Origin of the sequence: Micromonospora sp. NPDC005707, assembly GCF_040631005.1 — a bacterium.
Taxonomy (GTDB): domain Bacteria; phylum Actinomycetota; class Actinomycetes; order Mycobacteriales; family Micromonosporaceae; genus Micromonospora.
Genome location: NZ_JBEXYR010000010.1, coordinates 182,280 through 208,087 on the forward strand (window position 1 = coordinate 182,280; position 25,808 = coordinate 208,087).

21 protein-coding genes are annotated in these 25,808 nt (G+C 70.2%); 11 read left to right on the top strand and 10 right to left on the bottom strand.

Features of this window, described 5'->3' with window-relative positions; genetic code table 11:
• The 9 genes from ABZ452_RS21840 (at window position 1) to ABZ452_RS21880 (ending at window position 10,710) form a co-directional block, all read left to right on the top strand.
• The gene (locus tag ABZ452_RS21840; protein ID WP_357945786.1) at window positions 1-3,192 is read left to right on the top strand and encodes a type I restriction endonuclease subunit R; all 3,192 of its coding nucleotides are present in this window, start codon (window positions 1-3) and stop codon (window positions 3,190-3,192) included.
• Window positions 3,193-3,656: 464 nt separating this feature from the next.
• A complete protein-coding gene (locus ABZ452_RS21845) occupies window positions 3,657-4,184 on the top strand; it encodes a DUF4352 domain-containing protein (RefSeq protein WP_357945789.1) in 528 nt (175 codons plus the stop codon).
• An 81-nt stretch (window positions 4,185-4,265) separates the two neighbouring features.
• Window positions 4,266-5,195 carry a hypothetical protein gene (locus ABZ452_RS21850; RefSeq protein ID WP_357945791.1) on the top strand — a complete coding sequence of 310 codons (930 nt, stop codon included), beginning with the start codon at window positions 4,266-4,268 and terminating at the stop codon, window positions 5,193-5,195.
• A 103-nt stretch (window positions 5,196-5,298) separates the two neighbouring features.
• On the top strand, window positions 5,299-6,159 hold the full coding sequence (locus tag ABZ452_RS21855; RefSeq protein ID WP_357945793.1) for an RNase H family protein: 861 nt from the start codon (window positions 5,299-5,301) through the stop codon (window positions 6,157-6,159).
• A 111-nt stretch (window positions 6,160-6,270) separates the two neighbouring features.
• Entirely contained in the window at window positions 6,271-8,760 is a 2,490-nt protein-coding gene (locus ABZ452_RS21860) for an AAA family ATPase (RefSeq protein ID WP_357945795.1), read from the top strand.
• Window positions 8,757-9,161, top strand: coding sequence for a hypothetical protein (locus ABZ452_RS21865; protein WP_357945798.1), 405 nt, complete (start codon window positions 8,757-8,759; stop codon window positions 9,159-9,161). The genes ABZ452_RS21860 and ABZ452_RS21865 overlap by 4 nt, the downstream gene beginning before the upstream one ends.
• Window positions 9,158-9,598, top strand: a complete 441-nt coding sequence (locus ABZ452_RS21870; RefSeq protein ID WP_357945801.1) for a DUF4190 domain-containing protein — start codon at window positions 9,158-9,160, stop codon at window positions 9,596-9,598. The genes ABZ452_RS21865 and ABZ452_RS21870 overlap by 4 nt, the downstream gene beginning before the upstream one ends.
• A gap of 103 nt (window positions 9,599-9,701) precedes the next feature.
• Window positions 9,702-10,193, top strand: coding sequence for a hypothetical protein (locus tag ABZ452_RS21875; RefSeq protein WP_357945803.1), 492 nt, complete (start codon window positions 9,702-9,704; stop codon window positions 10,191-10,193).
• A gap of 7 nt (window positions 10,194-10,200) precedes the next feature.
• Entirely contained in the window at window positions 10,201-10,710 is a 510-nt protein-coding gene (locus ABZ452_RS21880) for a hypothetical protein (protein ID WP_357945805.1), read from the top strand.
• 250 nt (window positions 10,711-10,960) lie between these two features.
• Here ABZ452_RS21880 and ABZ452_RS21885 read toward each other — a convergent pair whose 3' ends face one another.
• The 10 genes from ABZ452_RS21885 to ABZ452_RS21930 all read right to left on the bottom strand — a co-directional run bounded on the left by ABZ452_RS21885 (window position 10,961) and on the right by ABZ452_RS21930 (window position 20,110).
• The gene (locus ABZ452_RS21885; protein ID WP_357945808.1) at window positions 10,961-11,644 is read right to left on the bottom strand and encodes a FadR/GntR family transcriptional regulator; all 684 of its coding nucleotides are present in this window, start codon (window positions 11,642-11,644) and stop codon (window positions 10,961-10,963) included.
• Between the two features lie 32 nt (window positions 11,645-11,676).
• Window positions 11,677-12,528: an amidohydrolase family protein gene (locus ABZ452_RS21890; RefSeq protein ID WP_357945811.1), complete on the bottom strand. Its 852-nt coding sequence runs from the start codon at window positions 12,526-12,528 to the stop codon at window positions 11,677-11,679.
• Window positions 12,525-13,499, bottom strand: coding sequence for an aldo/keto reductase (locus tag ABZ452_RS21895; protein WP_357945814.1), 975 nt, complete (start codon window positions 13,497-13,499; stop codon window positions 12,525-12,527). Before ABZ452_RS21895 ends, ABZ452_RS21890 begins: the two co-directional genes overlap by 4 nt.
• A gap of 32 nt (window positions 13,500-13,531) precedes the next feature.
• Window positions 13,532-13,843, bottom strand: coding sequence for an L-rhamnose mutarotase (locus ABZ452_RS21900; RefSeq protein ID WP_357945816.1), 312 nt, complete (start codon window positions 13,841-13,843; stop codon window positions 13,532-13,534).
• Window positions 13,844-13,860: 17 nt separating this feature from the next.
• Complete coding sequence (locus ABZ452_RS21905) at window positions 13,861-14,637, bottom strand: SDR family oxidoreductase (RefSeq protein ID WP_357945819.1); 777 nt, start codon at window positions 14,635-14,637, stop codon at window positions 13,861-13,863.
• Complete coding sequence (locus tag ABZ452_RS21910; protein ID WP_357945822.1) at window positions 14,634-16,016, bottom strand: L-fuconate dehydratase; 1,383 nt, start codon at window positions 16,014-16,016, stop codon at window positions 14,634-14,636. Before ABZ452_RS21910 ends, ABZ452_RS21905 begins: the two co-directional genes overlap by 4 nt.
• Window positions 16,013-16,861, bottom strand: coding sequence for a fumarylacetoacetate hydrolase family protein (locus tag ABZ452_RS21915; RefSeq protein WP_357945824.1), 849 nt, complete (start codon window positions 16,859-16,861; stop codon window positions 16,013-16,015). Before ABZ452_RS21915 ends, ABZ452_RS21910 begins: the two co-directional genes overlap by 4 nt.
• Window positions 16,862-16,940: 79 nt before the next feature.
• Complete coding sequence (locus ABZ452_RS21920) at window positions 16,941-17,771, bottom strand: carbohydrate ABC transporter permease (protein WP_357945826.1); 831 nt, start codon at window positions 17,769-17,771, stop codon at window positions 16,941-16,943.
• On the bottom strand, window positions 17,768-18,640 hold the full coding sequence (locus ABZ452_RS21925; protein ID WP_357945829.1) for a sugar ABC transporter permease: 873 nt from the start codon (window positions 18,638-18,640) through the stop codon (window positions 17,768-17,770). Before ABZ452_RS21925 ends, ABZ452_RS21920 begins: the two co-directional genes overlap by 4 nt.
• A gap of 180 nt (window positions 18,641-18,820) precedes the next feature.
• Complete coding sequence (locus ABZ452_RS21930) at window positions 18,821-20,110, bottom strand: extracellular solute-binding protein (protein WP_357945832.1); 1,290 nt, start codon at window positions 20,108-20,110, stop codon at window positions 18,821-18,823.
• A gap of 808 nt (window positions 20,111-20,918) precedes the next feature.
• On the opposite strand from ABZ452_RS21930, the gene ABZ452_RS21935 reads away from it, so the two are divergent.
• Together ABZ452_RS21935 and ABZ452_RS21940 are read left to right on the top strand one after the other, a co-directional pair.
• Window positions 20,919-23,711: an alpha-L-fucosidase gene (locus tag ABZ452_RS21935; RefSeq protein ID WP_357945835.1), complete on the top strand. Its 2,793-nt coding sequence runs from the start codon at window positions 20,919-20,921 to the stop codon at window positions 23,709-23,711.
• 127 nt (window positions 23,712-23,838) lie between these two features.
• Window positions 23,839-25,770 (top strand): glycoside hydrolase family 97 catalytic domain-containing protein, encoded by a 1,932-nt coding sequence (locus tag ABZ452_RS21940; protein ID WP_357945837.1) that lies wholly within the window; start codon window positions 23,839-23,841, stop codon window positions 25,768-25,770.
• The last annotated feature ends 38 nt before the right edge of the window (window positions 25,771-25,808 follow it).

The following is a 25,808-nucleotide window of genomic DNA, read 5'->3' on the forward strand; positions in this document are numbered from 1 at the left end:
ATGAACGAGGCGGACTGGGAGGCACTCGCGCTGGATCATCTCGGTGAGCTCGGGTGGGAGCCGGGTGCCGGGAAGGATTTCGCGCCAGGGTCGGGGCAGCGGGAGTCTTGGGCCGATCTCGTGCTCGTCGAGGACCTGCGGGCCGCGGTCGAGCGGCTCAACCCCGACCTGCCGCCCACGGCGGTCGCCGACGCGGTGCGGGCCGCCACCGACGTAGGCTCCCGGGAGGCGTTCGCTGAGAACCGCGCGGCGCACGAGCGGCTGGTCCACGGCATCCGTTCGATCACGTACACCGACGCGTACGGTGCCGACCACAACCCCACCGTGCGCCTGGCCGATCTGGACGACCCCAGCCGCAACGTCTACCGGGCGATCAACCAGGTCACGATCGTCGACGGCGACTTCCGGCGCCGGTTCGACATCGTGCTGTACCTCAACGGTCTGCCGGTCGCGATCGTCGAGTTGAAGAACGCCGCCGACGAGAACGCCACCCTGACGGGCGCGCACGCCCAGCTTCAGGCGTACCTCGCGGAGTTCCCGCTCGCCTTCCGGCATGCCGTCCTGTGCTTGATCTCCGACGGGGTCACCGCGAAGTACGGCACCCCGTTCACGCCCTACGAACACTTCGCGCCGTGGAACATCGACGACGAGGGAGAACGCGTCGACACCACCGCGCCAGACTACGACGGCCCGGAAGCGCTCATCGTCGCCCTCTACGGACTGTTCAACCAGCGGCGCTTCCTGGAGCTCACCGGCGGCTTCGTCAACTTCACGTCGAAGGCGAAAAGGATCGCGAAGGCGCACCAACACTTCGCGGTCATCCGGGCCGTCGAGTGCATCGTGCGGGCATCGCAAAGCGACGGGAAAGCGGGCGTCGTCTGGCATACCCAGGGCTCCGGCAAGTCCGAGGAGATGGTGTGCACGGCGGCGTTGACCGCCCGCCACCCCGCCCTGAAGAACCCGACCATCGTGGTGCTCACCGACCGCAACGACCTCGACGACCAGCTCTTCGACACGTTCCTCGACAGCCAGACGCTGCTGGGCCAGGAGCCGGAGCAGGCCGACACCCGCGCAGAACTGCGAGACAAGCTGTCGAACCGGAACGCCGGCGGCATCATCTTCACCACGTTGCAGAAGTTCGGGCGTACCAAGGAGGAGCGCGACGCCGGGCGCCCGCATCCGCTCCTCTCCGACCGCCGCAACATCCTGGTGATCGTCGACGAGGCGCACCGCAGCCACTACGACAGCCTGGACGGCTACGCCCGGCACCTGCGCGACGCGCTGCCGCACGCCACGTTCATCGCCTTCACCGGCACCCCGATCGCCACCGCCGAGGTGAACACCCGGGCCGTCTTCGGCAACTACATCGACGTGTACGACCTCAAGCGTGCCGTCGACGACGAGGCGACCGTGCGGGTCTACCACGAGCCGCGGATCATTCCGGTGTCCCTGCCGCCGGACATCGACCCGGAGAGCATCGACGAGCAGGTGGAGAAGCTCACTGCCAGCCTGGACGACGCGGAGCGGCGCAAGGCCGAGGCGTACGCGGCCACCATGAACACCGTCTACGGCGCCCCCGACCGGGTCGAGACCCTCGCGAAGGACCTTGTCGAGCACTGGGAGAAGCGGCGGGAGCTGATGCGGCCGCAGCTCGGCGGGCCGGGCAAGGCGATGCTGGTCTGCGCGACCCGGGAGATCTGCGTCCGCGTCTTCGACGCCCTCAAGGAGCTGCGGCCCGACTGGGCGGACCCGGCCGTCGACAAGGGCAAGATGAAGATCGTCTTCCATGGGGTGCCCAGCGACAAGGAGGTGCTGCGCCCGCACCACCTGCGCCCGTCGCAGCAGAAGAGCGTCCAGGCCCGCGCCAAGGACCCGGACGACGAGCTGGAGCTGCTGATCGTTCATTCGATGCTGCTCACCGGCTACGATGCGCCGCCGATCCACACCATCTACATGGACCGGCCGATGAAGGGCGCCAACCTGATGCAGGCGTTGGCCCGGGTCAACCGCCGGTTCCGGGAGAAGCAGGACGGCCTGCTGGTCGGCTACGCGCCGCTGACCGAGAACCTGCGCAAGGCTCTCACCGAGTACACGCCCAGCGACCAGGAGGATCAGACCCTCGGCCGCGAGATCGAGCGGGCGATCAGTGAGGTGTACAACGAGATCTCCGTCCTCGAGGCCATGCTGACCCCGGTCAGGTGGCGGGAGATCCTGGACGACGAGAAGGACCCGACCCGCTGGCGCCGGGCGGTGAAGAAGGCTGCCAACTTCCTGCGCAACCCGCGAACTCCGGGCAACGACGTGGAGCCCGGCACGAAGCCGCTGCACCGGCGTTTCCGTGACTCGGCGGGCCGGCTGGAGCGGTTCTACACGCTCTGCGCGACCAGCCGCGACTTCGCCGAACGCGCCGGCGACATTCAGCGGATGCGCCGCGACATCCACTACTTCCGCGACGTCCGGGTTTGGATCGTGAAGGAGGAGGCCGCCGACCGGGAGGCCAAGGGCCTGCCCAACACGGCCGAGGTGGAACGCTACCTGTCCCAGCTCGCCGCCGAGGTGGTCGACGCCGCCGACATCACCGACATTTACGAGGAAGCGGGCCTCGGCAAGCTCGACATCACCGAGCTCAACGGGGTGGCGTTGCAGCGCCTGCAGGACTCGGAGACGCCGCACCTGGCCGCCGCGGCGCTGCGTCGGCTGATCGAGCGGAAGATGCGCGAGGTCACCAAGCACAACGTGGTCCGTCAAGAACGCTTCTCCGCCCAGCTCGAAGACCTGATGAACCGCTACATGCGTCAGCAGCTGACCAGCGCGCAGCTGATCGTCGAGCTGGTCGAGCTGGCCAAGCAGGTGTCCGCCGACGCTCGGCGCGGCCACCAGTTCGACCCTCCGCTGAATCACGCCGAACTGGCCCTCTACGACGCCGTCGCCCAGAACGGCGCCGCTACGGAGCTCATGGGCGTCGGCACCCTCGCGGAGATCGCGCGAGAGCTGGTGAAGTCGATCCAGTCGTCGATCACGGTGGACTGGTTCTCCCGCGAGCCGGTACGCGCCAAGCTCCGCAGCCACATCCGCCGGCTGCTGGCCCGCTACGACTACCCGCCGGACCACGAACGCGCCGCCGTTGACCTGGTCATCCGTCAGATGGAGACCTTCGCCAACGAGTGGTCACCCGGAGCGGCGACGAAGTAGCGACACCGGCTCGGACGTAAGGAGGCTGTGGGCCGGCGGCTGGGGATCCTCTCGCCGACCCATGGCCTCTCCTGCGTGCGGCAGGTCGACGCCCTCCCATGTCGTGAGCAGCGGAGGTCCGCTGTCGACCTGACAGGGCCGTGCGAAGCCGGAGACCGGCGGTAGCACGTGGTGACCAAGGGCCGCTCCACCGCGAGACGACGTGGCCATCTGGGGCGGCGTAACGATGCCGGCGTGCATCAAGCAGCTCTGTATCTCCGCGCCTCGGGGATCACCGCTGGTCAATGCCGACCCTGGAGCCGCCATGACGCCGTGCCGCCCTCTTCTTGGTAACCCGGGTTATCAGCACTTCAAAGCCTTATCGCTGGACTGCAGGTAAGTGCTCCTGTTGTGATTTATGGGCGTCGACGGAGCACCGATCCGCAAGTCGACCAGCAATCCCCTTCTTTCACAGGAGCTTCAGCATGCGCAAGATCGCTACCCTCGCCCTGCTCGCCACCGGCCTCATCGCGCTCGGCTGCGGCGCCGGCACCACCGACGACGCCACCAGCAAGGCCGACGCCGGGGGCGCCACGGGTGACGACAAGCCGAAGACCGCGAAGATCGGCCAGCCGGCCCGGGACGGCAAGTTCGAGTTCACGGTCAAGTCGTCCAAGTGCGGCGTCGCCAAGATCGGTACCGACATGCTCGGCGCCAAGGCCCAGGGCCAGTTCTGCCTGGTCACGCTCAACGTCAAGAACATCGGCAAGGAGTCGCAGATGTTCGACGGCAGCAGCCAGAAGGCGTACGCCGCCAACGGCACCGAGTACTCCGCCGACGGCGGGGCCGCCATCTACGCCAACAAGAACGCCGAGACGTTCCTCAACGACATCAACCCCGGCAACCAGGTCACCGGCGTGGTCGTCTTCGACATCCCGAAGAACGTCAAGCTTGCCAAGCTCGAGCTGCACGACTCGCCGTTCTCCGGCGGTGTGACGGTCTCCCTCGCCTGACTTACGACTCGATCGTGGGCGGGCGCCACCGCACGCCCACCCTTCCCCCGCCACTGAAGCCCACCTGCAGAGGAAACCGCCATGACGGACCCCACCAGCCCGATGCCGCCTGACCAGTCCACCCAGCAGGCCGGCGTACCGCCGCAGGCTGCGCCGTTCCCGCCCGATGCCGCCGTGCCCGCGCCCACTGCCCAGTTCCAGGACGGCGCGCTCGCCGGGCCGCCCGTGCCGACCGCGCCGGGACGGCGCTCCAACGCTCGCGCCTGGATCGTCGGCGGCATCGCCCTGGTCGTTGTCCTCTGCTGCGGGGGCACGCTGATCGGTGTCTTCAACGGAGCCGACAACCCGGACCCGAAGTCCGCGGCCGCGTCGGCCAGCCCGAGCAGCGCCGCGCCCACCACCGCTGCGCCCACGACGGCCGCCCCGACGACCGCCGCGCCCACCTCGGCCGCTCCTGCCACGACGGAACCGGCACCCACGACCGCGCCGCCCACGCCGAAGCCGAAGGTGGTCAAGGGTCGCGGTGACGACGTGGTGCGGATCCGCGAGCTGTCCGAGCTGTCCGTCGTGAAGTTCACCTGCAAGTGCACCAGCAACACGGTGCTGAAGAGCGATGGAGACGGCCTGCTGGTCAACGAGATCGGCTCGTACAGCGGCAAGCACTGGATCAACCTCGAAGACGACTCGCTCACCACCCAGTTCGAGATCGAGGCGTCCGGATCCTGGACGCTGACGATCGGCACCGTCGACCAGCTGGCCACCAAGGCGCCGACGGGGAAGGCCGCTGGCAAAGGAGACGACGTGGTGGTGCTCGGCGGCGACGCTGCCGCCGTCAAGATCACCCATCGGCGGGGCGACTCCAACTTCGTCGTCCACGCCTACTCGCTGGAGACCGGCGAAGGCGGCCTGCTGGTGAACGAGATCGGCGCCTACTCCGGTGTCCGCCCGCTGTCGGCGCCCGCGCTCGTCCAGGTCACCGCTGACGGCTACTGGACCATCACCCCCGCCTGATTCGCCGGCGACATCAGCCTCACAACACCGCCGATGCTTACCGGCCGCCGCCGGAACACCAGACCCACCCACCCTTCGCCGGCTACAGACGTCAGGAGGCGTCGTGCGTCCCGATGAGTTCCACCGCGCCCTGGACCTACTCCCCGCTCCCCTGCACGACCGCGCCCACGCTCTGCGCACATACGTCAAGCCGCGGCGCTGCGAAGCCTGCCAGGCCGTCGGCGACGCGGTCCGGCTGGCGCTGACCGCCGCCCACTACGACGAGTTCGGCTCGGCGGTGCAGCTGCTCGACACCGCCGAGCAGCTCGCCGCCCGGCACCAGCTCGCCTGCCGCGCCAACCTGTTCGCCGAGCTGGCGCCCGAGCCGGCCGGCGCCATCGGAGCCGCACATGACCCGAGCCGCGGCCAGGTCCGCCGCTGGGCGGGCACACCCGCGCCGCTCATCGCCGCGACCGACGCCAGCTGGAAGGGCCGCGCCGGCGGCATCGGGTACGTCGCCAGCGACGGCCGCTATGGCCTGCGCAGCCGGCGTCCTGGTCGCGTCGACCCGACCGGCTGCTCGCGGGTGCTGGTCAGCGAACTGCGGGCGGTCGAGTTCCTTCTCACCGCCTACGACACGCCGCCGGCCAGGATGACGGTGCTCGTGGACAGCCTGCCGGCGCTGAACTACCTGCACCGCTGGCAGGCCGGCGAGTCCGGTGCGGTGCCCGCCGGCTACGACCTGCGGCCCCGACACAACGGGATGAAGCCCACCCTGGTCCGGCTCGCCGACCTGGTCAGCGCTCGCCCGGATCTGACGTTCGCGCACGTCAAGGCACACGCCCACCACGCCCTGAACGAGGCCGCCGACAGTCTGGCGCACATGGCGCGCCGCCGGGTCGACGAGTCGTTCGACGTGCAGGCCCGGGCGCACGGCCTGGTTGAGGCGTTTCTGCGCGAATGGCACGTTGCGCTCGCGGCCTGACCAGCGATCCACAAGTAGAGAATCACCGAGCGTTTCCGTACCACCACCGGGGTCGAGCCGTTGCGTCGGCGCGGCACGCACTCCCCCACCCGCCTCAGTGGAGGTCGCTTGATGAACCATACCGAACCTCTGGTCGAGCTGATCTTCGACCGGCTCGCCGCGGACCGCGTACCCGATGACACCGCCGAGGTGGTCCTCGCCGCGCTGAGCGGCGAGGCCGACCTGGACGCGGCGCTCGCCGGCGCGCCGACCGCGCTGGAGCCGCAGCGCATCGCGGCGGACGAGCCGCGGGAGCGGATCTGGCTCTCGTCGGTCACCGTCGCTGGGTTCCGCGGCGTCGGCCCGGAGCGCACCCTCGCCCTCGAGCCCGGCCCGGGGCTGACCGTGGTGGTGGGTCGCAACGGTTCCGGCAAGTCGAGCTTCGCCGAGGCTGTGGAGCTGGCGCTGACCGGGGACAGCGCGCGCTGGGCGGACCGCAACAGCGTGTGGCGTACCGGATGGCGCAACCTGCACGCCGGCGACCCGTGCCGGATCGCCGTCGAGCTGCGGGTCGACGGGGTGGCCACGCCCACCCGGGTGGTCCGTTCCTGGGCACCGGGCGCGGAGCTGGGCGACCCCGAGGTGGCGGTCACCAGCGCACACGGCACCCACCGGGACCTCGCCGAGCTGGGGTTGGCCCGACCGCTGGAGCTGTACCGGCCGTTCCTCACCGCCGCCGAGCTGGGCCGGCTCACCGCCGGCACGCAGAGCCAGCTCTTCGACGCCATCTCCGCGATCCTCGGCCTGGAGGCGATCACCGACGCCGACCGCCGCCTGATGGCCGCCGCGCGCCCCGTCGACACCACCATCAGGGAGGTACGCGGACAGCGCGCCACCCTGACCGACACGCTCGCGGGGATCGACGACGACCGGGCCCGGCGTGCCGCCGCGCTGCTGCGCACCCGGGGCGCGGCCGACCTGGCGGCGCTGGCCGCGATCCTCGACGAGCCGGAGGACCCGACGGCCGACGAGGCGGTGCTGCTCTGCCGGCGGCTGGTGGCGATGCAGGTGCCCGACGCCGACGAGGTGACCCGGCTGGCGGGGCAACTGCGGGAGGCCGCCGCGCAGGCGCGCCGGCACGACGGCGGCCGGTCGCGGGCGTCGCTGCGCAGCGCTGAGCTACTCCGGCTGGCCGTCGAGCAGCACGACGACCAGGGTGACGGGCCGTGCCCGGTCTGCGCGACCGGCCGCCTCGACGACAACTGGCGGATCAGCGCGGCCGAGTCCCTGGCGGAGCTGCGCGACCGTACCCTCGCAGCCCAGGCCGCCGCTGCCCGGCTGACCGCGCTGCTGCAGCGGACGCACTACCTGATCGACGACCTGGACGTGCCCAATGAGGGCGCCGACGGGGTGCCGGTCGACGACCTGCACACGGCGGTGACGGCGCTGCGGCTCGCACCGGGCGGGCCGGAGGAGCTGGCCGACCACCTGACCGCTCGGTACCCGGCGGTGCTCGCGGCGGCGCAGACCGCGCAGGCGTACGCGAAGGGTCTGCTCCGCCAGCGCGACACCGGCTGGCAGGCAGTCGCCGGCGAGCTGCGGGCCTGGATCGCGTCGGCCGGGACGCTGCCCGCGCGGGAACGCGCCCTCGCGCGGTTGAAAGCGGCGCGGATGTGGCTGAAGGAGACCGGAGCGGAGCTGCGCAACCAGCGGGTAGCGCCCTTCGCCGAGCACTCGCAGCGGATCTGGGCGCAGCTGCGCCAGGAGAGCAACGTCGAGCTGGGTGCCATGACCCTGGCGGGCATGAACACCCGGCGACGGGTGGTGATCCCGGTCAGCGTGGACGGCGAGGACAACGGCACCGCCCTCGGGGTGATGAGCCAGGGCGAGATGCACGCCCTCGGGTTGGCGACGTTCCTGCCGCGCGGCTGCGCGCCGGAGAGCCCGTTCCGGTTCATCGTCGTCGACGACCCGGTGCAGAGCATGGACCCGGCCAAGGTCGACGGGCTGGCCCGAGTGCTCGCCGAGCTGGCCGAGCAGCGGCAGGTGGTCGTCTTCACGCACGACACCCGGCTGCCCGACGCGCTCGCCCGCCTCGACCTCGGTCGCTCCCGCATCGTGGAGGTGACCCGCGCGGAGCGGTCGGTGGTGACCCTGCGGCCCGGCTCCGACCCGGTCACCCGGTACCTGGACGACGCGCACGCGCTGGCTCGCACCGAGGAGATCGCCTCCGAGGTGCGCGGGCCGGTGGTGGCGGAGCTGTGCCGCTCGGCGATCGAGGCGGCCTGCCACCGGATCGTGTGGCGCCGGCGGGTGGCCCGGGGTGTGCCGCACCACGACATCGAGGCGGCCGTCGTGGCCGCGTCCCGCCGGCTGACCACCATCGTCGCGCTGGCGCTCTTCGACGACGCCAACCGGGGCGGCGACGTGCTCGGATACCTCAGTCGCCGGCACGGGTCGCGGGCGGTGGGCGCGTACAAGGCGTGCAAGGAGGGCGTGCACGGGGCGTACCTGTTCGACCTGCCCGTCCTGGTTGCGGACGTCCGGCACCTCGCGGAGGCACTGCGGGCCCCCGTCGCTGCCGTGCCCGCGCCCCGTGACAGCGCGGAGGTCCGGTCGTGATCGCGCCGACGCCCCGGGCCTGCCTGGCGGCGGCCGACCAGATGCTGCGCGGCACCGGCCCGCTCGGCGCGGCCGCGGTGACCGCCGGCTGGTGGCCGCGGGCGTGCGCCTGCCTGATCCGGCTAGCCCTCGAAGGCGGCATCGACGCCTACTGGCGGCGGACCCGCCCGGTGGTGGCGGCGTGCCGGCAGGGCCGGGCGAAGCAGCTGATGCTGCGCGGCCGGTTCGGGCCCGGCCCCGCCGTTGCCCGGCGGGTCGCCTTCACCTGGGCGGCGCTGTCGGCCGCCGCGCACCACCACTGCTACGAGCTGGCGCCGACGGCCGCTGAGCTGCGTCGCCTGCACACCGAGGTGAGCGCCCTGCTCACCCACCTCGACGGAAGAACGGAACCACACCGATGACCTACCCGCAGCCCGGCCTCGACCCCACCCGCCCGCAGCCGCCGCTGCCCGCCGTCGTGGGGCCGTATCCCCCGGTGTCCGCGCCCACCGGCGCGTACCTGCCGGCCCCGGCCATGCCCTACCAGGGCGGCGGCTTCCCGCCGGGCGGACCGCGGCTCACCGTCCAGCCCATCTTGACCTCGGGCATGGCGACGGCGTCGCTGGTCCTCGGGATCCTCGGCGTACTCGGCGGCTGGTGCCTGTTCGGCCTGCCCTGCGTCCTCGCGGTCATCCTCGGCCACCTGGCCCTGCGGGAGACCCGCGACGGCATGCGTTCCGGGCACGGCATGGCGGTCGCCGGCCTCGTCCTGGGCTACGTCTTCGTCGGCCCGATGATCCTCTTCACCGTCATGGTGTTCTTCGGCAGCGTCCTGAGCGCCGCCACCCCGACGCCCTGAACAACAGGTGTGACACGCGGCCGCCACCGCGGCCCGGAAACAGGCGCCCACAAGGCCGCCGGAAAGACAGGAACGCATGTCCCAGAAGAATCCCCTCCACGCCGTGCCCGACCCGCCTCTCGAACTGTCCCGGCGCGACGACGGCTTCGTCGTCACGGCCCGCTGGAACAGCGACACCGGATCGGACGAGATCAACGGACCGGACGAGGTCGTCATCCGCATCCCCGACGACGCAACCCCCGAGGTACGCCGACACGGCATCACCTCGGCGGTCCTGCACCGGATGGGCCGCCAGGTCGACGACATGGTGGCGGAGTTCCACCACATGCCCAGCGTCGGCGCCTACCAGGTGATGGTGGGCCGCTACATCGAGGGCCGGCTCGCGGAGCTTGCCCAGGCCCGTGGTGCGACCGCGGACGGGTTCGAGGCCGACCTGCTCGCCGTCTACGAGGACCTGGCCGAACGCCGGCATACCGACCCGCTCGGTGCCCTCGCCACCGCCACCGGCCGGACCCGCGCAGCCCTCCGCCGCCTGCTCGACGTGGCTCGTCAGCGCAACGACCAGGCGAGACCCTCACGTGAGCGCCTCGCATGATGCCCCGGTGACATCTTCAGAGCCGCGCCGGGCGTGGTCGGAGGTCTTCCACCGCAGCCGCATCTCGCCCCACGTATTCGTCGTCGCCGAAGCCGCGGCGGACCAGGTCAACCAGGTGGTGGCCGGCCTCGGCCTGCCGCAGGCCACCTCGAACAGCCTGTTCGACAACGCCCACTGGGCGACCCCGCTGCTCGACGGCGCCGTGACGCGGCTGCTCACCTACGGCCTGCCCGCCCTGCCCAGCGGCACCCGCGTGTACGGGCACCGGCCGCTGCGACTGCTCTGCCACCTCATGGACCTCCGGCCACCAGCCCGCGCGCTGACCGGCGAACGGCAAGTGCCGGGCATCGACGAGCTTCTGGTCGACCTCGACCGGCAGCGGCAGACCGAGCCGGAGGCGCTGCTCGTCCAGGCGCGTACGGCGATGGCCAACGACGCGCAGGAGGTGCTGGCGGCGGTCCGGGTGTTCTTCGGGCACGAAGCGGCTGACGTGACCGCCGTCGAGATACCGGGATAGCTGCGTGTGCATCCCCGTCATTGGCTGGCGCTGCCACCATCGGTCGCCGGCGCCGGGTGGACCGCGGCTCGGCCAGCGTCAGCCACAACGCCGACGCTGGCACCCGACTGCGGTTCGCAGCCCTGCTGGCCTGACCATGCTCGATGGAGCCTGCGAAGTACGAGCCTGACCAGAGTTTGAGCGGCAGCCAGCGGATGGCGGACGCGAGCCCCTCCACGGCGACACCAGCAGGTGGTAGCGCTCGGCACGCTCAGACGATACGGCCCAGCCATTCCTCGACGCCGGCGATGTGGACCGTCGCCCAGGATCGGGCCAGCTCGGGCTGCCGGGAGGCGATGGCCCCCAGAATCGCGGCGTGCTGTTCGCGGGTCTTGTGAACGGCGCCTTCCTGCGTCAGTCCCCGCCAAATGCGGGCGCGGGTGGTCGGGCCGGAGAGACTGTCGAGCAGCGAGGTGAGCAGCTTGTTGCCCGCACAGGCCGCGATCTGCCGATGGAACTCCAGGTCGTTGGCCACGAGTTCGTCGATGCTCGGATCCTCGCCGAGCGCGCCCAGGACGCTCCGGAGCTTGCCGAGTTCCTCGTCGCTGATCCGCTGCGCCGCGAGCGCGGTGGCGGCCGGCTCGAGAATGCGGCGCACCTCCAGGAACTGCAGGACGGTGTCGTCGCGGTGGAAGTCGACGACGAAGCTCAACGCGTCGAGCAGCATCGCCGGCTCGAGGCTGGTCACGTACGTGCCGTCGCCCTGGCGCACGTCGAGCACCCGGATCAGCGACAGCGCCCTGACCGCCTCGCGCAGGGAGCTGCGGGACAGGCCGAGCCGCTCCGCGAGGTCGGGTTCGCGCGGCAGCCGATCACCGGGGCGCAGCTCGCCCGCGACGATCATCTGCTTGATCTTGCCGATCGCCTCGTCGGTGACCGCCACGCGTTCCTTCACCGTCCCTATCTACCACGAAAACCGGCACGTGCTCAGGGGCCGAGTCGGTAGGTTCGCGCCGCAGTGCCACCGAACACCGCCGCCCGCTCCTCGGCTGACAGCGGAGGCAACGCCTCGGCCACCGCCGACATCACCGCGCCGTAGTCGGCGGCCAGCCGGCAGACCGGCCAGTCCGAGCCGAACATGAGCCGCTCGGGTCCGAACAGCTCCACCGCCGCGCCGACGAACGGGCGCAGGTCCGCGACCCGCCACCGTTTCCAATCCGCCTCGGTGACAAGCCCGGAGAGCTTGGCGCTGACGTTCGGCAGTGCCGCGAGCTCGGCGATCGGACCCGACCATTCGGCCAGGCCGCCCGCGCCGTGGCGGATGCGGGGTTTGCCCAGGTGGTCGAGGACGAAGCCGAGCTCCGGCACGGCGCGGGCGGCCCGGGCCACCGCGGTGAGCTGGTCGACCCGGACCACGACGTCGATCGCCAGGCCGGCCTCGGCGATGGTACGAAGCCCGCGCCGGACCTGCGGCCGATCGAGGTATTCCGGGTCCGCCTCGTCCTGCAGCTGCGGCCGGACGCCCACCAGCAGCTCGCCGCCGGGCAGCTGCCGGTAGCGGGCGATGGTGTCGGCGAGTGCGGGGTCGGCCGGGTCGGCCCAGGCGACCACCCCGCCGATCGCTGCGGTGCTGCTTCCGTACCGGAGCAGGATGGCTGCCTCCGCGGTGTCGCAGCGCCCGCCCTCCACCAGGATCGTCCGGTCGACGCCGGCGGCGGACAGCTCCGGCTGGAGATCGGCGGGCAGGAACGACCGGCGGATCGGGGCCAGCTCCGGCTCGTCTAGCCACCGGTAGCCGTCGTCGATCCGCCACAGGTGGTGGTGCGCGTCGACGATCATGGCGTATCCACCGGACGGGTGGGGACCGGTGCGTCCGGGCGCAGCAGCCCCTCGGCGACCAACTCGGACCAGAAGTCGGCTGGCGGTGGTGCGGCTGCCTGCAGTGCCGCGTTCCGCCGCACCTGCCCGGGGTCGTGCGCCCCGACCACCACCGTTGCCACCGCCGGGTGTGCGCCGGCGAAGGCGAGCGCCGCCGCCGGCAGCGAGGTCCCGTGCCGGGCGCAAGCCGCCGCGATCGCTCGCACTCGGTCGACTATCGTGGCCGGCGCGTCGTGGTAGTCGTAGGGCAGCTTGGCGTGTGGCCGGTCGACGGCGAGCAGGCCGCTGTTGAAGACGCCCGCGTTGAGTACGGAGACGCCGCGCTGCGCGCACTCTGGCAGCAGCGTGTCCAGGGCGGGCTGCTCCAACAGCGTGTACCGGCCGGCGACCATGACGGCGTCGAGTTCGCTCTCGGTGACGAACCGGTGCAGCACCTGCCACTGCTTGGACCCGACCCCGATCGCGCCCACAACTCCCTGCGCCCGCAGGTCGTGCAGGGTCGGATAGGTCTGCTCGAGCGCCTGAGTCTGGTGGTCCTCCGGGTCGTGGACGAGCGCCACGTCGACGCGGTCCAGGCCGAGCCGAACCAGGCTCGCCTCCAGCGAACGGTGCACCCCGTCGGCGCTGAAATCCCACACCCGGCGGTGGTCGGCCGGCACGTGAAAGCCCTCCGGGTCACGTCGCGCCGCTCCGGCGGGGTCCGGCACGAGCAGGCGACCCACCTTGGTGCTGACCGTGTACGAGGGCCGCGGCAGGTCGCGCAGCGCGTCGCCGAGCCGGCGCTCGGAGAGCCCGAGCCCGTAGTGGGGTGCGGTGTCGAAGTACCGGATGCCCGATTCCCACGCCGCCGCCACGGTGTCCGCCGCTTCGGCGTCCGTCAGCGTCGTGTAGAGATTGCCGAGTTGGGCGCAGCCCAGACCCTGGGGACTCACGGTTACCCCGGACCGCCCCAACCGGACAGCGGTCACGGCAGCTCCCAGACGAGGCGCAGCCCTGAGTCGGTGCCGGAGTAGTCGTCCTCGATCTCCAGCAACTCCGCCATCCGGGCCTGCCAGGGCACGTTCGCGGGGTGGTCCCGCAGCTCGTGTCGCATCCGTTGGTAGTCCTCGACCTCGACCAGATGGAACAGGTCGCGCCCGTCCCGCCAGATCCGCCACGAGTGCACCCCGGCCGCCCGCAGCGCACTGTCCAGCTCGGCGGGGATGACCCGGTGCACCGTGTCGTACTCGCCTTCCTTGCCCGGCTTGAGCCGGGTGTGCAGGGCGATCCGTTGCATGGGGCAGCTCCTTCCCCTCAGTCGGGACGATCCGCGGCAGGGCGCGGCCGCAGCCCCTGCATGCCGCCGTCGACCGCGAGGACGGTGCCGGTGGTCGACCCGGCGAGCGGACTGGCGAGGTAGGCCACCGCCGCTGCCACCTCGTTCGCGCTGACCAACCGGCCGAGGGGCTGGCGGGCCTGCAACGCGGCCAGCTCCGCCGTCGGGTCCTCGGCCGCGTCCAGCAGCCGGCGAACCCACGGCGTGTCCGCCGTGCCGGGGTTGACGCAGTTGACCCGGATCCCCTCCCGCAGGTGGTCGGCCGCCATCGCCAACGTCAGTGACTGCACCGCTCCCTTGCTGGCGCTGTAGAGCACCCGGTCCGGCAGTCCCGCGGTCGCCGCGATGGAGCAGGTGTTGACGATCGCCGCGTGGGACGACCCGCGCAGGTGCGGCAGTGCGGCGCGGGTTACCCGGACGATCCCGACCACGTTCACGTCGAGCACCCGATGCCACTCGTCGTCCGGGTTGCTCTCCACCGTGCCGCGGGCTCCGATGCCGGCGTTGTTGACCAGTACGTCGATGCCGCCGAGCGCTCGGGCGGCGGCGGCCACGGCCTCGCGCACCGAGGGGTCGTCGGCGACGTCCGCCGCGAAACCGAGCAGCGGCTCGGGCACCGCGTCGGGGCGCAGGTCCAGACAGGCCACGCGGGCGCCGCGCTTCGCCAGCAGGGTCGCCGTTGCCAGCCCGATGCCCGACGCTCCGCCGGTCACCAGGGCCCTCAACCCGGTGAACTCGCCTCGTTCACCTGTCACCGTTTTACCTCCCGATCGGTCCGGTCGTCCTCGTCGCGGTGCCGCCCGCCGCCGCTCCCACTCACCGTCGGACCAGGTGTGCCCGCAGCGGACCACACCGGGCCGTGCGGGAAGACGTACTCGGCCAGCGTCTCCGACCGCATGGTGGCGCTGAAGCCCGGTGCGGTCGGCGCGATGTAGCGGCCGCGCGACACCACCACCGGATCGACGAAATGTTCGTGCAGGTGGTCGACATACTCGATGACCCGGTCCTGCATCGAGCCGGACACGGCGACGAAGTCGAACATCGACAAGTGCTGGACCAACTCGCAGAGACCCACCCCGCCCGCGTGCGGGCACACGGGCACACGGAACTTGGCCGCCAGCAGCAGGATCGCGAGAACCTCGTTGACCCCGGCGACCCGGGCCGCGTCGATCTGCACGTAGGAGATCGCCTCGAGCTGGAGCAGTTGCTTGAAGACGACCCGGTTGGCGATGTGTTCGCCCGTCGCGACCCGGATCGGTGCCACGCCGCGGGCGATCGCGGCGTGCCCGACGACGTCGTCCGGGCTGGTCGGTTCCTCGATCCAGTACGGGTCGAACCGGGACAGCTCGCGCACCCAGCTGATCGCCTCCGGCACGTCCCAGCGCTGGTTGGCGTCGACCGCGATGCGGATGTCCGGCCCGCAGGTCTGCCGGGCAATGTCCATCCGCCGGATGTCGTCGGCCAGATCCGCGCCGACCTTCAGCTTGATCTGGGCGAAGCCCTCCGCCACCGCTTCTTTGCACAGGCGGCGCAGTTTGTCGTCGTCGTAGCCCAGCCAGCCCGGCGACGTGGTGTAGGCCGGGAACCCCTCGTGCCGCAGCAGTTCCTCGCGCTCGGCGCGTCCCGGTTGCGCGGTGCGCAGGATTTGCAGCGCCTCGTCCCGGGTCAGGGCGTCGGTGAGGTAGCGGAAGTCGATCAGCTCGACGAGTTCCTCCGGGCTCAGTCGGCCCAGCAGTTGCCACAACGGCAACCCCTCGCGCTTGGCCCGCAGGTCCCACAGCGCGTTGATCACTGCTGAGATCGCCATGTGCATGACGCCCTTTTCCGGGCCGAGCCAGCGCAGCTGCGAGTCGTGGACGAGCTCGCGCCAGAAACCGCCAAGGTCGGCCAGGACCGCGTCCACCGACCTGCCGAGCAGGTATGGCCGCAGCGAGGCGATGGCAGCCGCCTGCACCTCGTTGCCGCGGCCGATGGTGAAGGCGAAGCCGTGCCCCTCATGCCCGTCCACCTCGTCGGTGCGCAGCACCAGGTAGGCGGCCGAGTAGTCGGGGTCGGGGTTCATCGCGTCGGAGCCGTCCAACTCGCGCGAGGTCGGGAAGCGGACGTCGAGGACCTCCAGGTCGGTGAAGTTCATGCCTGCCCCACCTCCTGGCGCTGGCGCCCCAGCCCGTCGATCTCCAGCTCGACCACGTCGCCCGCGACCAGGTACGGCTTCGGTTCGGGTTGCCCCAGTGCCACTCCGGCGGGAGTCCCGGTGTTGATCACGTCGCCCGGGTGGAGCACCATGAACTGGCTCAGGTAGCGGATGATCTCCCCCACCGGAAAGATCATGTTGGCGGTGTTGCCGTCCTGCCGCAGGTCACCGTTGACCCACAGCCGCAGCCCCAGGGCCTGCGGGTCGGTCATCTCGTCGGCGGTGACCAGCCATGGTCCGAACGGGTTGAACGTCTCACAGGACTTGCCCTTGTCCCACTGGCCGCCACGCTCGAGCTGGAACTCCCGCTCGGAGACGTCGTGGGCGACGGCATAGCCGGCGACGCAGTCCATCGCCTCCTCGATGCTGGACAGATAGCGGGCGGTGCGTCCGATGACGACGGCGAGCTCGACCTCCCAGTCGGTCTTCGTGCTGCCGCGCGGAACAAGAACCGGGTCGTCGGGTCCCACCACAGTGTCCGGGGCTTTCAGGAAGACGACCGGCTCGGTCGGGAGCGGGACACCGGTCTCGGCGGCATGGTCCCGGTAGTTCAAGCCGATGCAGACGATCTTGCCGGGTCGCAGCGGTGGTCCGATGCGCAGTCCCTCGGTGGCGAGAACCGGCAACTCGGCCGCGGGGACGTCCGCCAGCCGCCGGACGCCGTGGGTGGCGAACAACGATGGGTCCACGTCGTCGATCACCGCGCTGAGATCGCGCAGTCGGCCGGCCTCGTCCAGCAGTGCCGGGCGCTCCCGTCCTGGTGCGCCCACCCGCAAGAGCCTCATGCCTCGCTCCCAGAATTCATGTCGCACATCCAATACGTCAATTTCTGTCGGTGTGTGTGCCGGCGCGCGGCGCCTCCGGCTACCCCTTGGTGGCGCCTCCGGTCAGGCCCTTGACGAACTGTCGTTGCAGGGCAAGGTAGAAGATCAGCACGGGCAGCGTGGCCAGGAACATCAGCGCGAAGAGGCTGCCGAAATCCGCCTGGTACTGCCCGATGGAGCGGTAGATGCCGGTGGTGATCGTGGTCCCCTGGCTCGGGCCGAGAATGATCAGCGGATTGATGAAGTCGTTCCAGATCCACACGCTGAGGAAGATGACGACGCTCGCGGTCGCGGGGCGCAGCAACGGGAAGACGACCCGCCAGAAGACCTGCATCCGGCTCGCACCGTCGATGCGCGCCGCCTCTTCGAGTTCGACCGGTACGGCGCGGATGAAGCCCATGAAGACGAAGATGCCGAACGGTATGTAGTAGCCGACGTTGAACAGCACCAGACCCTGCAGCGTCGCCATCAGGTGGGTGAACCGCAGCACGTCGGTGATCGGTATCAGGATCACCTGCGGAGGGATCATGAGCCCGCAGAGCAGGAGCAGGGTCAGTGCCCGGGTCCACCGGTTGCGGGTACGGGCGAGGTAATGGCCGAGCATCGCGGAGAGCACGATGAGCACCAGCACCGACAGGAGCGTGACGACGATGCTGTTGGTGAGGCTGACCCAGAACAGGCGATCCGGACGGGTGAGCACCGCCTCGATATTGGCCAGTGTGGGCGGCAGCGGAAGCTGGGCGGGTTGCTTGGCGATCAGCTCGCCGTGTTTGAAGACGTTCGCCAGGACGAAGTACAGCGGCACGAAGAAGACCGCGGCGAGCGTGATCGCGACGCCGGGACGCAGCAACGAGCTTTTGCTGTGTCTCACAGGTCCACCTCCCGGCGCTGCAGGAACCTCAGCGCGATCGCGGTCACGACCGCGACGATGAGCAACATCAGGATCGCCATGGCGGAGGCGTAGCCGCCGTGGTTGGCGTCGAAGCCGGTCTGGAGCACGTTGAAGGCGATGGTGGCGGTGGTGCCGGATCCCGGCCCGCCGTTGGTGATCACCTTGATGTAGTCGTAGGCCTTGAACGCGGAGATCAGCAGGACGACGGTGTTGACGGTCAGGGCGGGCGCCAGCATCGGCCAGGTGACGGCGCGGAACCGGCGGATCGGGCCGGCGCCGTCGATCGCCGCTGCCTCCTGCAGCTCGACGGGCACACCCTGGAGGCCCGCGAGGTAGACCACGACGCAGAAGCCGAGCATCTGCCAGCTGATGATTGACGCCACCGAGTACAGGGCGACGGCTGGATCGGAGAGCCAGCCGGGGGGCTGGTCCACGCCGAGGGCCCTCAGCGCCTCGTTGAGCGGTCCTTCGCTGTCCAGCAGGCGCGACCAGATGACGCTCACGACCACGGAGCTCAGGATGACCGGGGTGAAGAAGACGCTGCGCAGGGCGTTGTAGAGCCACCCGTGCCGGTCGAGCAGCAGCGCGACCGCCAGCCCGAGCACGTTCGGCACGATCACCACGATCACGGTGAGGATGGTCGTCACCCGCAGCGCCGTGAGGAACTGGTCGTCGTGTAGCAGCAGCTGGTAGTTCTCCAGTCCCACGTACTTTGTCGGCGGGTTGAACGGGTTGTAGTTGGTCAGGCTGTAGCCGAGGCTGACCAGAATCGGCGCCAGGACGAAGCAGGCGTAGATCAGCACCCCCGGCGCGGCGAACGACGCGAAGTGCCCGAGGGCCGGCCCCAACGGGCGTCGTCGCCGGGTTCTTCTCGTCTCCTCCGATGCGGGCCGTGTGGCAGGCCTAGCGACCTGGGCAACCATTGCGCCTACTCCTTCCATCCCTACCGGTCGACCGTCGCCAGCCCTGGTCCGCCCGGGTGTGGAGAGCGAGCGCGCTCTCCACACCCGGTCGTACGCGTCGCCGGATCAGCCGGCCTTCGACCACTCCGTGTCGAGGAAGGCGGCGGCCTGAGCGGGCGTCTTGCGTCCCGTGATCAAGTCCTGTGCGGCCGAATCGACCTTGTCGGCCATTCCGGGCAGCAGCCCGTCGTCGGCCGTCTCCCAGCGGAACGCGTGCACGACGGCCTGCTGGGCCTGCGCCTGCTGGTAGAGCTCGTATCCCGCCTTGAACACCGGACCCACGTTTGAGGGCAGCGTGTAGCCCTTGATCGCGGGGAAGAGTCCGTCAGCCTTGACGGACGCGTCGAGTTGCTCCTTGTCGAGCTGGAAGGCCAGCGCGAACTTCTTGGCCGCGTCGAGGTTCTTCGCCTTCGCGCTGACGATCATGCCGCCGCCGGTGTACGCGGGCGCCACGACCTTGCCGTCCTCAGTGGGAAAGTTGAACACGCCGATCTCGAAGCCGGGCTTCTTGGTGTCGGCGTTCGCCGCGAACCAGTTCCCCATTGGATACATCGCGCCCTTGCCGTCCAGGAACGCCTGCTCCGTGGCGGCGTAGTCCCGGGAGACGGTCGACTTGTCGAGGTAGCCCTTGGCGGCCAGGTCGGCGAACTTGCCGAGCGCCTTCTCGAAGTCGGGATCGGCGAACTTCACCTGGCCCGACCGTCGCTTGGTCAGCCAGTCCGGCGTCTTCGCGTACAGGTCCACACTCACGAGGCCGGAGAGGATCATCGACGAGGCGAAGCCATCCTTCCCGCCGCCGATGACGAACGGGGTGGACCCCTTCGCCTTCAGCTTCGCCGACGCGTCGAGCAGCTCGGCCCAGGTCTTCGGGGTCGCGGTGACGCCGGCGTCGGCGAACATCTTCTTGTTGTAGTAGATCGGCGGGATGGTCTGGGTGTTGGCCGGCAGCTGGTAGTACCTCCCGTCGATCGGGTTCGCCGTCGGGTAGAGGAAGTCCTTCAGCTCGTCCGGCTGCCACGCGTAGAGGTTTCCGGCCTCGGCGAACCCGGCCGGGGAAACCGCGATCATGACGTCCGGGAACTGGCCCGACTGCAGCAGCTGCTTGGCGTACGCCGTCCGACCGTCCGCGGTCGGGGCCACCAGCTTCTTGACGGTGATGTCCGGATTCTTGTCGGTCACCCGCTTGATCGCGGCATCCCAGTACTCGGGGGTGAGGTTCGGCGTCTCGAAGGTCAGGAAGGTGACCTCGTGCTTGCCGTCCGCAGTGGACGAATTGTCACCGACCGTGCAGGCGCTGAGGGCGACGACGGCCGCGAGTGCGGCCGCCACCCGGAATGCTCGGGGCTTGCTCCGCATTGAGCCACCTCTCGTGAGGTCGGACAGTGGTGGGAGTGGCGAAGAGTCAACGCTGGAGCGCAGTACATCCGACCTTTGGGCGTAATGTCAACGTCTGGACCCGGGAAACGCGCCGTCCTCCGCCCGATCGATCGGATGACTGCCCGGTGCGCGGCATTCCTCGGATTCGTGCATCTTCGGCTGTTTGGACCGGTGTGAACGCCCAACCCGCGGCACCGAGCCGTCGACCGCGAAGTCGTACGCTTCGCGGATACCTGGAATTGAGTTCGACGCCGTGACCCGGAACTGGCTGCTCGGCCACGGACTGCGCCCGCAGATGCCGTCCGGGGACTGCGCCAGCGCGGTGGTCCACCTCGTCCGCGTCGTCCAGGCAGCCGGATTCCACCAGCGGGACCCGCGCCGGTCATCCGATGAATGGCGGGTAGGCCGGCAGCGATCGGATGACTGTTCATCACGTCGGCCCGGCGGCGGAAAAGCCTGGTCGCCTCCCTCATCGTCCCGTGTGATTTGCCTGCGCTGGTGGTCGTCGCACCCTACGGCGGACCAACGGAGGTCTTGACCATCGCCGATTTCGATTGCAATCATCGGATGTCTTCAGTCGAAACCTCGATGTAACCACTGACCACACAGACCATCGAGAGGCGATGTCCCCATGAGACTTCGACCGCACGGCGGTACCCGACCACGATCCGAGCGAGCGTGGAGCAGGTGGCGCCTGCTGGGCGCCGCGCTCGTGCTCGTCCTGACCGCGGGGCTCATCAGCGCCCCCGCCGCCCACGCGGAGGTCCAGCATCCGCGACAACAGTGGATGCGTGACTCCACAGCCGGCCTGTTCCTGCACTGGGGAATGTTCACCGCCCCGGCCCACCGCGACTGCGCGGAGTGGGAGGACGACGTCACCGAGGGCGGCTGGACCCCGGACTACTGGGTGGACGAGGCCCGCAAGCTCGGCGCCTCCTACATCGTCCTGGCCACCTTCCACAGCCGGCTCGGGTACGCCCGGCCCTGGCCGTCGAAGATCCCCGGCAGCTGCGCCACCGAGCGCGACATCCTCGGCGAGCTCATCGAGGCCGGCAAGGCCAAGGGGGTCCGAGTCATCCTCTACATGACCGACGACCCCCAGTGGCACAACGAGCTCGGTGTCGAGACGCTGGACTCGGCGGCCTACTCGGCGTACAAGGGCCAGCAGGTCGACCTGACCACCCGCGACGGGTTCGGCATGTTCAGCTACGACCTTTTCTTCGAGGTGATGGAGAACTACGCCGACCTCGCCGGGTTCTGGATCGACAACGACAACGCCTACTGGGAGCGGAACCACCTCTACGAGCAGATCCGGGAGAAGCGCCCGTCCTGGTTGTTGAGCAACAACAACGAGGACACGCCGATCATGGACACGGTCAGCAATGAACAGAAGACCGGCATGACCCCGGCCTACGACTACCCGCAGGCCGCCTTCACCCCCATGCCGCGCCTCACCGAGGCCGACTACAAGCTGCCGACGACCGGCTCCTGGTGGTACGACGGCGGCGACCACGCCGTCGACGTCCGGCTCAGCACCGGTCGCTACATCACCAACGCCGGCTCGTCCATGAAGTCACTCATGGCGGAGACACCGATGGTGAACGGCAAGTTCCCCGCGCAGCAGGAGGCGTTCAACAACTTCATGGCCGAATGGGTGCCACCGATCCGGTCCTCGCTGGTCGGCACCGAGGGCGGCGGCTACATGTACGGCGGCCTGCAGCCCGGCTTCTGGAACGACGGGGCTCACGGCGTCATCACCGTGAAACCCGGTGCGAAGACCCAGTACGTGCACGTGCTGACCCGGCCGCGGACGGATCAGGTGCGGTTGCGCGACAACGGCTACCGGGTGACCGGCGTGAGTGACCTGAGGACCGGCGAGCGGATGCGGTTCAGCCAGTCCGGCGGGTACCTGACGATCCTCGGCATCGACACCTGGGACACCTACGACACGGTGTTCCAGGTGAGCACCGCCGGCCAGCAGTCCTTCTACCCCCAGTCGATGATCAAGGCGTCCGCGCCGTCCTCCAGCGAGGGCCACCCGGCCGGTGCTCTGGTGGACGGAAGCTTCGAGAACTACTGGGACAGCAACGGGCAACTGCCGGTCTCGCTGACACTGGACCTCGGAGAGACCCGCAAGGCGAGGTACCTCGCGGTGAACCAGCGCGAGTGGTCGCCGACCTACGCCCGGGAGTCGTTCGGCCGGCCGGAGGACTCGGCGCGGATCAAGGACTACCGCGTCTACGTCAGCAAGGACGGCGTGCGTTGGGGGCAACCGGTACGCAGCGGCGCGATGCCCAGCGCCCGCGGGGTGCAGTTCATCGACATCGGCGACCAGCGCGCCCGATTCATCAAGCTAGAGGTCCTGAACACCTGGGGCGGCCCGCAGGCGCCGACGTTCTACCGGCAGCTGCGGATCGACGAGGTCAAGGTGGCCTACGACTACCCGGGGGCTGCCGGCACCCAACTGCCGCTGGAGGCGGAGTCGCGGAGCAACGCGCTCAGCGGCAAAGCGAAGCCGACGAAGTGCCTCGCCTGCTCCGGTTCGCACCAGGTCGTCGGGCTCGGGGGCGGGACCCGCAACTCGGTCACCTACCGGGGCGTCACCGCACCGGAGGCGGGCACCTACCGGCTCCAGATCGACCACACCGCCGGCGGCCCCGACGCCTCGCTCGCGGTGAGCGTCAACGGCGGAACCGCGGTGGACGTGCCGATCGCCGCGGACAACCCGGACGTGCCCGTCGCCTCGGCGATCGCCGTGCCGCTGCGGGCCGGCGCCAACACCATCACGCTGTTCAGTTCGGCTGCCAGAGGGCCGGGAATCGACCGGATCTCGGTCGGGCCCCTGCCACCGGCGTCCTCCGTGCCGCGGACCACGATGACGGTGGAGCCCGCCGGTGTGCAGTGGGTCGGCCCGGGGCAGCAGTCGGTCACCGTCACGGCGCGGCTGCGGCTCGATGTCGACGACGCACTCGACCAGGTCAGCATGGCCCCAGTGACCCCCGCCGGCTGGTCGATCACCGGCGGCGCCGCGACGTCCAGGGAGATGCGCCTCGGACAGGTTCTGGAGGGCAGCTGGACCATCACCTCGCCGGCCGGCCAGGACGTCAGCTCGGCGAAGATCCCGGTCGTGGCGTCGTTCGAGACGCTCGGCAGGCCGAACCAGGTCAGCCGCGACCTTCGGGTGCAACTGCGCCCGGCGGACCGGGTGTTCATGCGGGAGGCCGAGGACTCGGGCAACCAGCTCGGCAGCTCCGGCATCACCAGCTGCTCGCCCTGCTCCGGCGGACAGAAGGTGCGCAATATCGGCGGCAGCCCGGACGCCTACGTGCTGTTCGAGAACGTCACCGTCGACACGGCTCGCCAGTACACCCTGTTCATCGACTTCACGGTGAACGGTGACCGCTCGTTCTTCGTGACCGTCAACGGCGGTACGCCCATCGAGGTCAAGGTGAGCGGCGTCGGCAACAACACGCCCTACACGACCTCGGTCCCCGTCACCCTTCAGGCGGGCGCCAACACCGTCAAGATCCACAACGACGAGGACTCCGCACCGGACCTCGACCGGTTGTCGCTGGGCTGACACTCCCCGCGGCATCACCCGCCGTCGATGCCCTGCTCCGCCAGGTCGTGCGCGAGCAGGGCATCTTCTGAGGCGCTCACCCGCGCCGACCACCGGTCTCCCCACCACAATCGAGGAGGAGTCACCTGTGAAGCACACACCAAACCGGTCGGCGCGGCGTGCTACCGCCGCCCGCCCGACCCCGCGGATCGCGGCCCTCGCCCTCACCCTGATCGCCACGCTGCTCGCCGGAACTCTCCCGGCGACACCCGCTCGTGCGGGCACGGCCCGATGGACCGTCGCGGCGGCCTCCGCACCCGGCGCCCCGAGGGCGGAGGTCATTCACGACAAGGCGGCGGGCACCATTTCGTTGGCGGTATCCCGCGGCGGCCGGACCGTACTGGCACCCAGCACGTTGGGCATCCGCACCGAGGGCGCCGACCTGACCGGCGGACTGCGGTTCCTCGGTCGCAGCGACCGCACCGACGTCGAGCGCTACACGACGACCGTCGGAAAGCAGGTGCGGCGGCTCGCGATCTTCCGGGAGGCGCGGTTCCGGTTCGCCGGCGCGGGTGGCGCCCGGGTCGACCTCGTCGTCCGGGCCGCCCGCGACGGGGTCGCCTACCGGTACGAACTGGCCGGCGACCACGGGTCGGTGCTCGGCGAGGCGTCCGCGTTCACGGTTCCCCCCGAGAGCACGGCCTGGCTGGCGAACCACCGCCGGGACTACGAGAACCCCTACGTCCAGACCACCGCCGCCGCCGCGGACGACCGGGAGTATCTCGCCCCGGCGCTGTTCGACGTCGACGGCACCTACCTGATGATCGCCGAGTCCAACCTCGACGGACGGTACTCCGGCGGCAGCCTGGTGCACGACGGCACCGGCACCTACCGGGTGAAGCTGTGGGACCAGAACGTCCTGGTCGACGGGCCGCTGGCGACGCCGTGGCGGGTGATGGTCGTCGGCGACCTCGACACGATCGCCACCTCGACGCTGGTCGACGACCTGGCGCCACCGTCGCGAATCAGCGACACCTCGTGGATCCACCCCGGCCAGGTGCTCTGGACCTGGCTCGCCGGCGGGCGGGCCGCCGGGCAGAGCCTGACCAAGCAGATGGGGTACGTCGACTACGCCGCCCAGCGCGGCTGGCCGTACGTCGCCGTCGACGCGGGCTGGTACTTCGACCCGCAGCAGTGGGACGTCACCGACCCGAACTGGCGCACCACCAGCTGGATGCCGGAACTCGTCCGGTACGCGCGGGAGCGCAACGTCGGCATCGTCGTCTGGATCCACTACCGGGACCTCGACACACCACAGGAGCGGTCCGAGTGGCTGCCGACGCTGCACGAGTGGGGCGTCAAGGGCGTCAAGATCGACTTCATGGACTCCGAGTCGCAGGAGCGGCTGCGGTGGTACGACGAGATCCTGCCCGCGACAGCCGCGAACCAGCTGCTGGTGAACTTCCACGGCTCGAACGTCCCGAAGGGCATTCACCGGGTCTGGCCCCACGTCATGACCATGGAGGGCGTCCACGGCGCCGAGAAGAGCAGCCTCACCACGAGCCACATCACCGCCCTCCCCTTCACCCGTAACGTGGTCGGCTCGATGGACTACACACCGATGGGGTTCCACCGGAACCGGCCGACCTCCGACGCCCACGAGTTGGGGCTGTCGGTCGTCTTCGAGTCCGGCCTGCAGGACCTCGCTGGCACTCCTGAGTCGTACGAGGCGCGGCCGGAGGCGGTGCGCTTCCTCGAACAGGTGCCGACCGTCTGGGACGAGACCAGGCTGCTCGCCGGCCGTCCCGCCGACAGCGCCGTCTTCGCGCGCCGCAGCGGAGAGCGATGGTTCCTGGGCGGGAGTTCCGCCGGCGCCGCCCGGACCCTGGACGTGCCGCTGAACCTGCCCGCCGGACGGTGGCTGGTGGAACTGATCACCGACGGGGACAGCGGGCTCGTGCGCAGCCAGCGGGTCATGCAGGCCGGTGACACGCTGCCCGTCGACGTGGTCGCCGACGGCGGCTTCGCCGGCCTGGCCTGCCGGTGGCAACCGAAGATCACCACCTGCGACCGACCGTAGCCGTCCCCGTCAGCGCGCGGTGCCGGGCCGCGCGGCCC

Excerpts from the sequence above, each read along its gene's own strand:
- ABZ452_RS21840 (WP_357945786.1), top strand. The coding sequence starts at position 1 with ATGAACGAGGCGGACTGGGAGGCACTCGCGCTGGATCATCTCGGTGAG.
- ABZ452_RS21845 (WP_357945789.1), top strand. The coding sequence starts at position 3,657 with ATGCGCAAGATCGCTACCCTCGCCCTGCTCGCCACCGGCCTCATCGCG.
- ABZ452_RS21850 (WP_357945791.1), top strand. The coding sequence starts at position 4,266 with ATGACGGACCCCACCAGCCCGATGCCGCCTGACCAGTCCACCCAGCAG.
- ABZ452_RS21860 (WP_357945795.1), top strand. The coding sequence starts at position 6,271 with ATGAACCATACCGAACCTCTGGTCGAGCTGATCTTCGACCGGCTCGCC.
- ABZ452_RS21870 (WP_357945801.1), top strand. The coding sequence starts at position 9,158 with ATGACCTACCCGCAGCCCGGCCTCGACCCCACCCGCCCGCAGCCGCCG.
- ABZ452_RS21890 (WP_357945811.1), bottom strand. The coding sequence starts at position 12,528 with ATGATCGTCGACGCGCACCACCACCTGTGGCGGATCGACGACGGCTAC.
- ABZ452_RS21900 (WP_357945816.1), bottom strand. The coding sequence starts at position 13,843 with ATGCAACGGATCGCCCTGCACACCCGGCTCAAGCCGGGCAAGGAAGGC.
- ABZ452_RS21910 (WP_357945822.1), bottom strand. The coding sequence starts at position 16,016 with ATGAACTTCACCGACCTGGAGGTCCTCGACGTCCGCTTCCCGACCTCG.
- ABZ452_RS21915 (WP_357945824.1), bottom strand. The coding sequence starts at position 16,861 with ATGAGGCTCTTGCGGGTGGGCGCACCAGGACGGGAGCGCCCGGCACTG.
- ABZ452_RS21930 (WP_357945832.1), bottom strand. The coding sequence starts at position 20,110 with ATGCGGAGCAAGCCCCGAGCATTCCGGGTGGCGGCCGCACTCGCGGCC.
- ABZ452_RS21935 (WP_357945835.1), top strand. The coding sequence starts at position 20,919 with ATGCGTGACTCCACAGCCGGCCTGTTCCTGCACTGGGGAATGTTCACC.